General features: G+C 33.9%; 13 protein-coding genes. 8 read left to right on the forward strand and 5 right to left on the reverse strand.

Features of this window, described 5'->3' with window-relative positions; translation table 11 throughout:
* Window positions 1–62: 62 nt before the first annotated feature.
* The 7 genes from EU98_RS04005 (at window position 63) to EU98_RS03975 (ending at window position 5,449) form a co-directional block, all read left to right on the forward strand.
* The gene (locus EU98_RS04005) at window positions 63–1,208 is read left to right on the forward strand and encodes a citrate synthase (protein ID WP_025931318.1); all 1,146 of its coding nucleotides are present in this window, start codon (window positions 63–65) and stop codon (window positions 1,206–1,208) included.
* A 75-nt stretch (window positions 1,209–1,283) separates the two neighbouring features.
* Window positions 1,284–2,402, forward strand: coding sequence for an NADH-quinone oxidoreductase subunit NuoH (nuoH, locus tag EU98_RS04000; RefSeq protein ID WP_025922077.1), 1,119 nt, complete (start codon window positions 1,284–1,286; stop codon window positions 2,400–2,402).
* A 68-nt stretch (window positions 2,403–2,470) separates the two neighbouring features.
* Window positions 2,471–3,103, forward strand: a complete 633-nt coding sequence (gene ndhI / locus EU98_RS03995) for an NAD(P)H-quinone oxidoreductase subunit I (RefSeq protein ID WP_032515836.1) — start codon at window positions 2,471–2,473, stop codon at window positions 3,101–3,103.
* A gap of 12 nt (window positions 3,104–3,115) precedes the next feature.
* Window positions 3,116–3,715 (forward strand): NADH-quinone oxidoreductase subunit J, encoded by a 600-nt coding sequence (locus tag EU98_RS03990; protein WP_025931316.1) that lies wholly within the window; start codon window positions 3,116–3,118, stop codon window positions 3,713–3,715.
* Window positions 3,716–3,733: 18 nt separating this feature from the next.
* Entirely contained in the window at window positions 3,734–4,054 is a 321-nt protein-coding gene (nuoK, locus tag EU98_RS03985) for an NADH-quinone oxidoreductase subunit NuoK (RefSeq protein ID WP_025922771.1), read from the forward strand.
* Between the two features lie 9 nt (window positions 4,055–4,063).
* Window positions 4,064–4,975, forward strand: a complete 912-nt coding sequence (locus EU98_RS03980) for an NAD(+) kinase (RefSeq protein ID WP_032515837.1) — start codon at window positions 4,064–4,066, stop codon at window positions 4,973–4,975.
* A complete protein-coding gene (locus tag EU98_RS03975) occupies window positions 4,976–5,449 on the forward strand; it encodes a CYTH domain-containing protein (RefSeq protein WP_025971618.1) in 474 nt (157 codons plus the stop codon).
* Between the two features lie 237 nt (window positions 5,450–5,686).
* On the opposite strand, the gene EU98_RS03970 is transcribed toward EU98_RS03975, so the two are convergent.
* Window positions 5,687–5,965 (reverse strand): helix-turn-helix domain-containing protein, encoded by a 279-nt coding sequence (locus EU98_RS03970; protein ID WP_011817646.1) that lies wholly within the window; start codon window positions 5,963–5,965, stop codon window positions 5,687–5,689.
* 77 nt (window positions 5,966–6,042) lie between these two features.
* On the opposite strand from EU98_RS03970, the gene EU98_RS03965 reads away from it, so the two are divergent.
* Complete coding sequence (locus EU98_RS03965; RefSeq protein ID WP_032515838.1) at window positions 6,043–6,933, forward strand: methylenetetrahydrofolate reductase; 891 nt, start codon at window positions 6,043–6,045, stop codon at window positions 6,931–6,933.
* On the opposite strand, the gene EU98_RS03960 is transcribed toward EU98_RS03965, so the two are convergent.
* The 4 genes from EU98_RS03960 to EU98_RS03945 form a co-directional block, all read right to left on the reverse strand.
* Window positions 6,917–8,095, reverse strand: coding sequence for a nucleotidyltransferase family protein (locus EU98_RS03960; RefSeq protein ID WP_032515839.1), 1,179 nt, complete (start codon window positions 8,093–8,095; stop codon window positions 6,917–6,919). The two genes, EU98_RS03965 and EU98_RS03960, sit on opposite strands and share 17 nt — an antisense overlap.
* 48 nt (window positions 8,096–8,143) lie before the next feature.
* Window positions 8,144–8,965 carry a segregation/condensation protein A gene (locus EU98_RS03955; protein WP_032515840.1) on the reverse strand — a complete coding sequence of 274 codons (822 nt, stop codon included), beginning with the start codon at window positions 8,963–8,965 and terminating at the stop codon, window positions 8,144–8,146.
* Between the two features lie 123 nt (window positions 8,966–9,088).
* Window positions 9,089–10,693 carry an NAD(P)H-quinone oxidoreductase subunit 4 gene (locus EU98_RS03950; RefSeq protein WP_032515841.1) on the reverse strand — a complete coding sequence of 535 codons (1,605 nt, stop codon included), beginning with the start codon at window positions 10,691–10,693 and terminating at the stop codon, window positions 9,089–9,091.
* A gap of 121 nt (window positions 10,694–10,814) precedes the next feature.
* Window positions 10,815–12,836, reverse strand: coding sequence for an NAD(P)H-quinone oxidoreductase subunit 5 (locus tag EU98_RS03945; protein ID WP_032515842.1), 2,022 nt, complete (start codon window positions 12,834–12,836; stop codon window positions 10,815–10,817).

Raw genomic sequence — 12,836 nt, forward strand, 5'->3', positions numbered from 1 at the left:
TGGTTAATTAAAAATTATTTGACTATCTTTAATCTATAAGTATTTGATATTGAATTAAGCAGTTGGACAGTAACAAACTAATTTTAAAACCAGGATTAGAGGGTGTCCCAGTTACTAATTCATCTATATGTGATATTGACGGCAACAAAGGTAAATTATTGTACAGAGGCTATTCCATTGAGGAACTATCCAAAAAAAGCAGTTTTTTAGAAACTGCTTACCTATTGATTTGGGGTGAATTGCCCACAGCTATTCAACTAAGAGATTTCGAACAAGAAGTTCAGATGCATCGAAGGTTAAGTTTTAGAGTTAGAGATATGATGAAATGTTTCCCTGCAACTGGTCATCCTATGGATGCTCTTCAATCTAGTGCTGCTTCTTTGGGGCTTTTCTATTCGCGTAGAGCAATAGATGATCCTAATTACATCTACAACGCAGTCATAAGACTAATTGCAAAAATACCCACAATGATTGCAGCCTTTCAACTTATTAGAAAAGGACAAGACCCAATTCAACCTAGAGATGATCTAACTTACTCATCAAATTTTCTTTATATGTTGACTGAAAAAGAACAAGATCCGATAGCCGCAAAAGTTTTTGATAGATGCTTAATTCTACATGCCGAACATAGTTTAAACGCAAGTACATTTAGCGCTAGAGTGACTGCAAGTACTCTTACAGATCCGTATGCTGTCATCGCCTCTGCAGTAGGAACCCTGGCTGGTCCATTGCATGGAGGAGCAAACGAAGATGTGATTGCGATGTTAGAAGAGATTAAAACCCCAGAAAATGCTGGGTCTTTTTTAGATAATGCAATAAAAAATAAAAGTAAGATAATGGGCTTCGGCCACAGAGAATATAAAGTCAAAGATCCCAGAGCAATCATTCTTCAAAAACTTGCAGAAGAACTTTTTATTAGATTTGGAGCAGATGAAATGTATGAAGTTGCTAAATCACTTGAGGCAGAGGCAATACCAAGACTTGGACCTAAGGGTATATTCCCTAACGTGGATTTTTATTCTGGTCTTGTTTATAGAAAACTTGGTATTCCTCGTGATTTATTTACTCCAATTTTTGCCATATCTAGAGTGGCTGGTTGGTTAGCTCATTGGAGAGAGCAACTTGGAGCAAATAGAATTTTCAGACCATCGCAAATCTATACAGGTTCAGCACCAAGAGATTGGATCAGCTTAGAAAGTAGAGAATAATATTTGCAGCTTTCCATAAAAAACACACATATTGTTTGTGAAGAGTTAATCTATTAAGTAAATAACATAAAAATTTTGGAATACGGATTAGATCTCGAATATAGTTTTAATGAATTCTTAAAAGGTTTTGGCCTTTCCAGCGAAATCGCTCATATAATATGGCTCCCTCTTCCTATGCTTTTGGTTTTGGTAGCGGCAGTTGTTGGCGTTTTAGTAACAGTTTGGCTTGAAAGAAAAATATCTGCTGCTGCTCAACAAAGAATAGGTCCAGAATATGCTGGAGCGCTCGGCGTCCTCCAACCAATTGCAGATGGTCTAAAGTTACTTGTCAAAGAAGATATTATTCCTGCCAAAGCGGATGGGATTCTTTTCACTGCAGGACCTATATTAGTTCTTGTCCCAGTCATTTTGTCCTGGCTAATTGTTCCTTTTGGACAAAACCTTTTAATAAGTAACGTTGGTATTGGAATTTTCCTATGGATTGCTTTAAGCAGTATTCAGCCAATTGGCCTTCTTATGAGCGGATACGCATCAAATAATAAGTATTCTTTATTAGGAGGTTTAAGAGCAGCGGCTCAATCAATAAGTTATGAAATTCCTTTAGCTTTATCTGTACTGGCTATCGTACTAATGACAAATTCTCTAAGTACTGTTGACATTGTCAACCAACAAAGTGGTGCTGGAATCCTAAGTTGGAATATATGGAGACAACCAGTTGGTTTTATAGTCTTTTGGATTTGTGCTCTTGCAGAATGTGAGAGACTTCCATTTGACTTACCCGAAGCTGAAGAAGAATTAGTTGCGGGATATCAAACTGAATATGCAGGGATGAAATTCGCATTATTCTACCTGGGTAGTTACATTAATTTAATTCTTTCCGCTTTATTAGTATCAATACTTTATTTGGGAGGATGGGGTTTTCCTATTCCAGTTGAATTAATAGCTAAGTTTCTTAATTTACCTATTAATGCACCCTTTATTCAGGTTTTCACTGCATCAATAGGAATTGTAATGACTGTACTGAAGGCATATCTTTTAGTTTTTATTGCAATATTATTACGTTGGACAACTCCTAGAGTAAGAATAGATCAACTCTTAGATCTCGGATGGAAGTTTCTTCTACCAATTTCTCTTGCTAATCTTTTGATAACAGCAGGATTAAAACTTGCTTTTCCGCAATTCTTTGGTGGTTAAATTTAAGTAAAAATACTTAAATCCAAAATTATTCCACTAAAATAAAATAACTAAGTAAATTTTTCGAAATGAACAATTTCCTTCAACAAATAAATAGCTATATCAAAGAAGCATTTAATGCTGGCAAATATTTATACAATGGTATATCGGTAACTTTTGATCATCTTCGAAGAAGACCTGTTACTGTTCAATATCCATATGAAAAATTAATACCTTCTGAAAGATATAGAGGAAGGATACATTATGAATTTGATAAATGTATTGCTTGTGAAGTTTGTGTGAGAGTATGTCCCATAAATCTCCCAGTAGTAGATTGGGTAATGAATAAAGAAACCAAAAAAAAGGAACTTAGAAATTATTCAATAGATTTTGGAGTTTGTATTTTTTGCGGAAATTGTGTTGAATATTGCCCAACTAATTGTCTGTCAATGACTGAAGAATATGAATTAGCTACTTTTGACAGACACAATTTAAATTTCGATAATGTCGCACTTGGCAGACTACCCACAAATGTTACAACAGATCCTTCAGTTAAACCTCTAAGAGAACTTGCCTATCTTCCTAAAGGTGTCATGGACCCTCATGAAATCCCAGCTTCAGATGCAAGAGTTGGTAAATTACCTGAAGAAGTTTATGATTGGATGAGGCCTGAATCCAATGAAAATGAAAATAAAGATAAAGTTTCTAATCCAACTAATTAATTTCCATAATTAATGTCCATTGCCATAACAACACAATTTATTTGTTTTACAGTTTTATCTTTAGTTGTCATTATTGGAGCACTTGGTGTTGTGTTGCTCGAAAGTATTGTTTATTCAGCCTTTCTGCTTGGTGGAGTTTTCATGAGTGTTGCAGGATTATATCTTCTATTAAATGCAAGTTTTGTTGCTGCAGCTCAAGTTTTAGTTTATGTGGGTGCAGTGAATGTATTAATAATTTTTGCGATAATGTTAGTCAATAAAAAAGAAGATTTAAAGCCTATCAATGACATTAAATCGAGAAGAGTTATTTCAACATCGATATGTTTAACCCTCCTAAGTCTCTTAATAAGAGTTGACTTAACCAATGTATGGAGCCTATCAAGTCCTCAAAACTCTATTGGAGAAGAATCAACTATTAGGATTGGTGAACATCTTTTTAGTGATTATTTACTCCCATTTGAAGTTGCTTCAGTCTTACTTTTAATGGCAATGATTGGGGCTATTGTTTTAGCTAGAAGAGATGTAATGAGCAAAGATATTTCGACAGGACTACCTGTTGATCAAGAGTTAATTGAAAAATCATCAGAACCATTACTTACAAATAAAAATTAACCTTTTGAGTTTCTTATTATGAATTTAGAATCAATTCCTCTTCAAGCTTTTTTAATAGTTTCTTCAGTACTATTTTGCATTGGTATTTGGGGATTATTAAATAGCAGAAATGCAGTCAGAGTTCTTATGAGCATTGAATTAATGCTCAATGCGGTAAATATAAACTTGATGGCGTTTTCTTCCTATATTGATAATAATTTAATTCAAGGACAAGTTTTTACAATTTTTGTGATTACTGTTGCTGCCGCAGAAGCAGCCGTTGGATTAGCTATATTGTTATCTCTTTATAGGAATAGGGTGACTGTAGATATGGAAAGTTTTAATTTATTAAAATGGTAAAAGCATTAAATGAAACTTTCATTAGTGCTCATTGTATATCGTTCAGATAGTTCTATAGCTCAAGAGGCTTCAAAATTCTGTGAAGAAGTTCTTAAAGCAAAAAATATTAAATCAAACAGGATTGAAAGTGATTTTCATAAAGATGAAATTGAAAAATATTTTTCCAATTCAGAATCACAACCAAATATTGGCATAGTTCTTGGTGGAGATGGAACCTTCCTGAAATGTGCAAATGCATTAGCTGATTATGATATTCCTTTATTGAGTATTAATATTGGAGGTAATTTGGGGTTTCTTACTCAAGAGAAAGAATTTTTATTTGACAAATCTTTTATTGAAATCCTTGAAAACGAAGAATATTTAATTGACTTTCGTAATAGATTAAATTGCAATGTTTGTATTGAGGGGACATGTTCTGAGAAAAAAACCATAAAAAGCTATAACGCCTTAAATGATTTTTATTTTAAATCCGTTGAAGAAGATATTTCTCCGACCAACCAAATACAAATTGAAATAAATAATGAGAAGGTAAATGAATATAAAGGTGATGGATTGATTGTAGCTACAACTACAGGTTCAACAGCCTACTCAATGGCTGCAGGAGGTCCAATAGTACATCCAAGTATAGATGGAATGATTATTAACCCTATATGCCCAATGAGTTTGGCTAGTAGACCAATCGTCATACCTAATACCAGTACCGTAATCATTAAGCCAGTAAAAAAAAGTAAAGGGGAAATTAAATTATGGACTGACGGTTCAAAATGTATGACCATTAAGGAAAATTATTATTGTGAGATTAAGAAAGGGAAATCACCCTGCAAAATAATAAAGTTTAAAAAAAGCACAAGTTACTATAATACCTTAATAAAAAAACTAGATTGGAAAGGCGATTTGTCTCCAAAAAATTTCAAAAATTAAATGGCCTTTGAGATAGAAAGAAGATTTCTTATAAAAAATGATAATTGGAAAGAATTCATAAATAAAAAAGTTTATATTGAACAAGGATATTTTTCCAAAAGTTTAGATGGTTGGATTATTAGGGTAAGGCTTATAGGCAAAAACTCTAAAATTACACTTAAAAAACATATCAAGGGTTTTACCAACTTTGAATTTGAATACTCCATTCCACGAAGCGATGCTGAAATAATAATGTCAAATCTTTCAAATACAATTAAAAAAGATAGATTCTTTCTAGAAATTGGAAAAAAATTTTGGATTATAGATTGCTTTAAAGAAAAAAATTATCCACTTGAAATTGCAGAAATTGAACTTTCTAATGAGGAGGAAGATTTATTTCTACCATCTTTCATTTCAAAAGAAATTACTGGGCTAACCCATTACTCCAATTTTAGTCTCGCTAACAATCCTTTTTCAGAGTGGAAAGAAGACTAATTTACAACTTTCAAAAGTAACTAGTCAAAGGACCCACTTGTCCTTTATATTTTCTTTATATTTAAACATGATATTTTTTTCCTCAGATGTATGGTCTTTATGACAAAGAAGGAATATTGAGATTCGTCGATTCAGACAAGAATGCCTGTATTGCATATGCTGAACTCTTCGAATTAGGTTCTACAAATTATTGTCTGATGGATTTGGCTAATGATACAAAAAAAGTAAAGGGTAATACTAATCTTGATCAGAGTCTGGAAGTGTACAACAATTAAATCCATCTCTACAAATCTTTCCATTGTCCATTGCCCAATTCAAAAGTGCTACTCTATTTTTAGAACCAGTTTTTGTAAACATATTACTTACATGATTATCAACAGTTCTTTTACTAATAGTTAGTTTTACCGCAATTTCTTGGTTTGTAAGCCCATCAGCTACGAGATCAATGATTTCCATCTCTCTTGCTGAGAGACCCATCATATCAATGTTGTTTACTTCTTCTTCAACCATTTGCATTTAAACAGTTCCTTTTTTATATTAATTAAGTTTAGCAATCTCAGTACACTTGTTAACCAACTAGGAAACAAAAGCAATTGAAATCAAAACTTCAGCAGACTTTAGAAAAAAGATCTAAGGTAATAACGGCAGAGTTAATGCCGCCAAGAGGTGGAAGCCCCATAAGATCTCTTAAGATAGCACAACTTTTGAAAGATAAGGTACATGCTGTTAACATTACCGATGGGAGCAGAGCTGTAATGAGAATGTGCAGCTTGGCAATGTCCAAACTATTACTGGAAAATGGCATAGAACCAGTAATGCAAATTTCTTGCAGAGATCGTAATAAAATTGCTTTACAATCAGACATTTTGGGCGCAAATGCTTTAGGAATTAGAAATATCTTATGTATTACAGGTGATTCAGTAAAAGCTGGGGATCAACAAGATGCCAAGGCCGTACATGAGTTTGAGTCTGTTAGATTACTTCAACAAATTCAGGCTTTCAATGAAGGAATCGATCCTACACTAGGAGAACTTTCCGATAAAAAAACATTTATTTTTGCAGGTGCTGCAGCTGATCCAAATTGCAGAAATAAAAGAAGTTTAGAAAATAGAATGAGAAAGAAAAAAGAGGCTGGAGCTGGATTTATACAAACTCAAATGGTTATGGAAAAAGAAAATTTGATAGACTTTTGTGAAAAGATAAGCAAGCCTCTTGAAATTCCTGTAATTGCAGGTGTATTCCTATTAAAGTCTTACAAAAACGCCCTCTTTATAAACAAATATGTTCCAGGTGCAAACATCCCTGAAAATATCTTAATTCGTCTCAAAGATGCTAAAGACCCATTACAAGAAGGTATTAAAATTGCAGCTGAACAAGCTCATGATTTTATTAATATCGCAAATGGTGTTCATCTAATGGCCGTAAAAGCAGAGCATTTGATTCCTGAGATTATTGAAAAAGCTAGTCTTAGTCTGGAATATTAATCAAATCAGTACCTAATAATTCTGCCATAGCTTTCTGCTGAGGCGATGGCTCAGTCAAATCAGATCTTCTTGAATCTGCTATTAACCAATCTAAAGATGCATCTTGCAAATCAAAGTGATCTCCATTTTTACCGACACAATATTTACCAAACACTAACTTATCCATAAGTCTTACACCTTTACCAATTTTAGAATAATCAAAAATAATTGAATTATCTATGGTTGCTCCCTCGCAAATGCAACAACTTGGACCAATCATAGAAGGGCCAATAATAGTTGCTCCATCTTCGATCCTAGTCATACCTCCTATATAAACCGGCCCAGTAATATTAACCTTTTCCCAGTTAGCCGCTACATTCAAACCAGTAAAAACTCCTGGTTTTATCTCCTTACCTGGTATTTGCACTTGTCTTACCTTACCTTGTAGAACATTTCTAATAGCACTCCAATAATCAGGAACTTTTCCAATATCTACCCATTCAAAATCCATTGGTAATGCAAAAAATGGTAAATCCATTTCAACAAGTTTAGGAAAAAGATCAGCTCCAATATCAAATTTCTCTGCTGAAGGTATATAATCAAAAATTTCAGGTTCGAAAAGATAAATTCCTGTGTTTATAGAATCACTTAAAGCTTGATCAACTGTTGGCTTTTCCTGAAAAGCCTTTATTCTCCCATTTTCATCAGAAACTACGACACCGTAACTTGATACTTGATCTTTAGTTACCTTCTTTGTTATTAAGCTTGCAATAGCTCCTTTCTGCTTATGTTTTTTAACAGCTTGAGTTAAATCTAAATCAACTAAAGCATCACCACATAAAACAACAAAAGTTTCATCAAAGAAATTTTGAAAATCCTGAATTTTTTTTAATCCTCCTGCGGATCCCAAAGCATCACCTATTAATTCTCCATCTTCAATTCTTCCCTCAAAACTATAAGCAATTTCTACTCCAAATCTTTGCCCATCCCTAAAATAATTTTCAATTTCTTCAGCCAGATGAGAAACATTTACCATTATTTCCTTAAAGTTATGTTCTCTTAAAAGTTCCAAGAGAAACTCCATAACAGGTTTTTGCAAAATCGGAATCATCGGTTTCGGAATCACATGCGTAATAGGCTGAACACGTGTACCCTTACCTGCAGCAAGTATCATTGCCTTCATGAATTCAAAACCTCTTTTTAAAGATTATACGTTATTACTAATAAGCTCCTAAACAGCAGAAGGAACGGTCTTGGTTACATCAAGATTCTCTATAGGTAATTGAGCTAAACCTCCTTCAGGAATTATTCTTTTAATTTGAATTGGGCCATATAAGGAGTTAATTTGTTTAATTTCAATTTTGTTTTCAGATGATAAAAATAACAAGGCCCAAAAGACCCCCAAACGATCTTTATCTAAATCATTTTTTACAACAGTTTGCCATTTCTCAACTAGATATTCAAAATCTGTCCACTGTAATGCTTTTTCCCACCCATCAATAAATTTACCTAGTGCTTTAGTGGTTTCCGGTAGTTTCTCACGATGCGCTAATGATTTCACTTGAGAAATTAAAGCTTTATCTGAATATTTTTTATTTCTTTTTCTCTTCATTAGTAGAAGATCTTGGGTTTCTATAACTTCAGCAATAGACTCTAACTGACTTACCAGTTCTCCCAGAGTTGTTGTACGTTTGAGAATTGGTTGTGCTATTGACCTCCTCCTTAAATATTTTTCAGGATATTTTGGTATATCAAATTCTTGGTCAATCCAATCTTGATCATCCAAGTCAAAATCATCTTCAAAATCGGAAGAATTGTCTTTGAAAACATCAGATTCCAAAACTTGAGCCTTTAAATTAACTAGTACGGAAGCAGCAAAAAAAGCTTCGCTTGTCTCAGATAAATCCTTATGATAGGAACTTTTGATATATGATTTGCTGCCGAAAGATTGTGAATATTGCTCTAAAAAACTATCAATTACACTTATTACATCAATATCCCATGGATCAAGATCACCTTTACCTGCGGCGTCTTGAAGAAACTTAATCAACAATCTAGGTCCTAATTGTTGTCTATGAATAGGGTTGTAGTTAGATATTTTTAAATTGGTAATAACTATACATAAGATATACCCTTAATTATTTAATGCCAAACAATATCGAATTAATTTTAAAAATTATATAGTTGGAGCTTTTAGGATCTCATTTGTTTTAGTTCCTGAAAAAATATTTGTTTTCACAGCACTTTTAACTGCGGTTAAATCTCGATCGACCAAATTATTAATAGATGCAATGTAACTTTCAGTAACTAATCTTGGGTACAAACCTATTCCAATAATTGGTAAAAGTAAACAAGCAATAATATAAACTTCCCTTGGCTCTGCATCTATAAGTTTTCGTTCTTCGATCAATTTAGGATTTTCTTTACCAAAGAAAATTTCTCTTAACATTGAAAGTAGATAAATAGGAGTAAGTATTACACCGATAGCAGCTAAAGAAGCCATCACTACCCTAAACGGAAGTGTATACACTTCATCAGTAACAAATCCTGTAAATACCATCAACTCGGAAACAAATCCGCTCATACCAGGCAAGGCTAAGGAAGCAAGGGAGCAAGCAGTCCATAGGGCAAACATGATTCTCATTTTTTGTCCTACACCACTCATTTCATCAAGTTTAAGAGTCTTTGTTCTGTCATAGGTGGCACCAACAAGAAAAAATAAACTTGCACCGATTAATCCATGACTAACCATTTGCAGCATAGCTCCACTTGTTCCAAGGCTACTAAAACTCCCTATACCAATAAGAACAAAACCCATATGACTTATCGAACTATATGCAATTTTTCTTTTAAGATTTCTTTGAGCAAAAGAAGTTAAAGCAGCATAAATTATATTGACTACCCCTAGAACTATTAATAATGGGGCAAATTGAGCATGAGCAACGGGTAATAATTGTGCATTAAATCTTAAAAGAGCATATCCTCCCATCTTTAATAAAATTCCTGCTAGAAGCATATGAACAGGAGCTGTAGCCTCTCCATGAGCATCTGGAAGCCAAGTATGAAGAGGTACTATTGGTAGTTTCACTCCAAATGCAATTAAAAGCCCGATGTAACATAATATTTGGAATTTTTGACTAAAATTTTGAGCTGCCAAGTGAGAAAACTCAAAGTTAGGAATTTCTGTACCATAGAAACCCATTGCTAACGCTGCCAAAAGAATGAAGATAGAACTACCAGCTGTATAAATAATGAATTTTGTTGCTGCATATTGTCGATTTTTGCCACCCCATATAGCTAATAATAAATAAACGGGAATTAACTCAAGTTCCCAAGTTAGAAAGAACAAAAGCATATCTTGTACTGCAAACACAGCGATTTGCCCACCATCCATAACCAATATCAAAAAGAAAAATAACTTTGGTTTGAACTTAACTGGCCATGCAGCAAGAACTGCTAAAGCAGTTATAAAACTAGTCAACAATATTAACGGCATAGACATGCCATCAGCGCCAACAGACCAAGTAAGACCTAAATCAGGAAGCCAGCTAATATTTTCTTTCAGTTGAACATTTTCATTACTAATATCAAAGCCATTTATATATGAACCTACAGTTATTAAAAAAGTTATTAAAGCAATAGACAATGCAAACCATCTCACCTCTTTGCCATCCCCTTTATCTGGGAAAAAAGGTATCAAAAATGCACTACCAATCGGGAATAAAATTGAAGCAGATAACCAAGGAAAATTTGACAATCCAGCTCCCAAAGTTCCCAACATTTGTGTCGCAAAATGTGTATAAAAATAAGTGCTCAATTTAATAAGAAATTTATCTTAAATAAAGTCTAGAAATTTTCTGTATTTTTTCACCCCAATGGACAGTGAAGACACACAATTGTAATTAAGATACTTGTGGAGATTGAATACCAAATATAGCAACTAGTAGAATTACTCCTCCAAAAACAATAAGCGCATAAAATTGAGCCCTACCAGTCTCAAAATATTTTAAACCTTCTCCACTACCTAAAGTTACGAGTCCAGTAAGATTTACAACGCCATCAACAACCTTAGAATCAACCTCTAAGACTTCTTTAGCAAGTTTTCTACTACCCTTAACAAAAAGTTTTTCATTAATATCATCTAAATACCATTTTTTGGATAAAAACCTGTTGATACTAGGAAACTTTTCAGCAAATAAAACTGATAAATTAATTTTTTTCACAAAATATGCTTGATAAGCAATAATGATTCCAGCTGATGCAATAAGAACTGAAGCTATCGCTAAAGGCAAAAATTCTTTTAATTCGAATGCTTTTGCAGCAGTCTCTGCTTCTTCAGGATCTAGTAAATTTGCAATTTTGCTATCCCATGGAAGTCCCATAAAACCGATAATTAGAGACGGTACAGCTAGAAATACTAAGGGAAATGTCATTGACCAGGGTGACTCATGAATAGAGCCATGCTCTTCATGCTGTTCTTCATTTTCTTCATCTTGGTTTGTTTTAGAGGCTAATAGAAGCTCTTTTTGCAATTCTTTATTCTCCCCTCTGAAATCTCCTTCAAATGTCAAGAAATAAAGCCTAAACATATAAAAAGCGGTCATACCAGCTGTTAGAAGTCCTATAAACCAAAAAGCTGGAAATGATATAAAAGCATTTCCGAGGATCTCGTCTTTACTCCAAAAACCTGCCAGTGGGGGAATACCACTAATTGCTATACAACCTATTAAAAATGTTGTTGATGTATATGGCATTTTTTTTCTTAAACCGCCCATTAATCTCATATCTTGAGCTAATACAGGCTGATGACCAACTACTTCTTCCATAGCATGTATTACTGAACCAGAACCCAAAAAGAGCATTGCTTTAAAGCAAGCATGAGTCACTAAATGAAAAATTCCTGCAACTGGTGCTCCACAACCCATCGCAAGCATCATATAACCAAGCTGAGAGACTGTGCTATAAGCTAAACCTTTTTTTAAATCCATTTGGGTCAAAGCTATAGAGGCTCCTAAAAAACAAGTAATGGTACCAACTAAAGCAATAATGAACTGAATAGAGGGGAATATTGAATACAAAGGTTGAAGTCTTGCTACAAGAAATATGCCTGCAGCAACCATTGTTGCAGCATGGATAAGTGCAGAAATGGGTGTCGGGCCTTCCATCGCATCAGGCAACCACACATGAAGAGGAAACTGAGCAGATTTTGCCATTGGCCCTAAAAAGACTAAAAAACAAAGCAATAAAGCAGCCCAAATAGGTATCGAATTATCAGATATTGATTGAGAAATTCCAGCAGCTATTTCATTAAAATCAAAACTATTTGTTGCCCAAAACAGGCCAAGAATTCCTAGTAATAATCCAAAATCTCCAACTCTATTAACAACAAATGCTTTTTGTGCAGCGTGGGCAGCGCCATCCCTGTCATACCAAAAACCAACCAACAAATAAGAACACATTCCAACTAATTCCCAAAAAACATAAATTTCTAATAAATTTGGACTAACTATTAATCCCATCATTGAACTACTAAATAATGCTAAATATGTAAAAAATCTGACATAACCTTTGTCATGCGACATATAACCATGAGAGTAAATCATCACCAGCAAAGTAATAGTCGTTACAAGAGCAAGCATTACACTCCCCAAAGGATCAAGGACAAAACCCATCGGGATTGTAAAATCGCCGGCACTCGCCCATACAAATAATTTTTCTACAGATTGATAACCATTAACTTGTTCAATCAGAGCTTTGTAACTAATTACTGCAGAAATGCCAACAAAAGAGATAAGACCTACAGAAACAATTTCTCTAGAATTATTAATTTTCTTGTTAATACTTATTAGGCCTAAACCAGAAAGCACTGCTCCAATGAGTGGAAAAACAGGAATTAACCAGGCAATTTCTGAAGCTTGAGGCAT

Origin of the sequence: Prochlorococcus marinus str. MIT 9314 (genome assembly GCF_000760035.1) — a bacterium.
Lineage (GTDB): Bacteria > Cyanobacteriota > Cyanobacteriia > PCC-6307 > Cyanobiaceae > Prochlorococcus_A > Prochlorococcus_A marinus_B.

What these genes read in the sequence shown, in the direction of transcription:
- ndhI (WP_032515836.1), top strand. Translation starts at nt 2,471, where the DNA reads ATGAACAATTTCCTTCAACAAATAAATAGCTATATCAAAGAAGCATTT.
- EU98_RS03990 (WP_025931316.1), top strand. Translation starts at nt 3,116, where the DNA reads ATGTCCATTGCCATAACAACACAATTTATTTGTTTTACAGTTTTATCT.
- nuoK (WP_025922771.1), top strand. Translation starts at nt 3,734, where the DNA reads ATGAATTTAGAATCAATTCCTCTTCAAGCTTTTTTAATAGTTTCTTCA.
- EU98_RS03980 (WP_032515837.1), top strand. Translation starts at nt 4,064, where the DNA reads ATGAAACTTTCATTAGTGCTCATTGTATATCGTTCAGATAGTTCTATA.
- EU98_RS03975 (WP_025971618.1), top strand. Translation starts at nt 4,976, where the DNA reads ATGGCCTTTGAGATAGAAAGAAGATTTCTTATAAAAAATGATAATTGG.
- EU98_RS03970 (WP_011817646.1), bottom strand. Translation starts at nt 5,965, where the DNA reads ATGCAAATGGTTGAAGAAGAAGTAAACAACATTGATATGATGGGTCTC.
- EU98_RS03960 (WP_032515839.1), bottom strand. Translation starts at nt 8,095, where the DNA reads ATGAAGGCAATGATACTTGCTGCAGGTAAGGGTACACGTGTTCAGCCT.
- EU98_RS03950 (WP_032515841.1), bottom strand. Translation starts at nt 10,693, where the DNA reads ATGTTGGGAACTTTGGGAGCTGGATTGTCAAATTTTCCTTGGTTATCT.
- EU98_RS03945 (WP_032515842.1), bottom strand. Translation starts at nt 12,836, where the DNA reads ATGCCTCAAGCTTCAGAAATTGCCTGGTTAATTCCTGTTTTTCCACTC.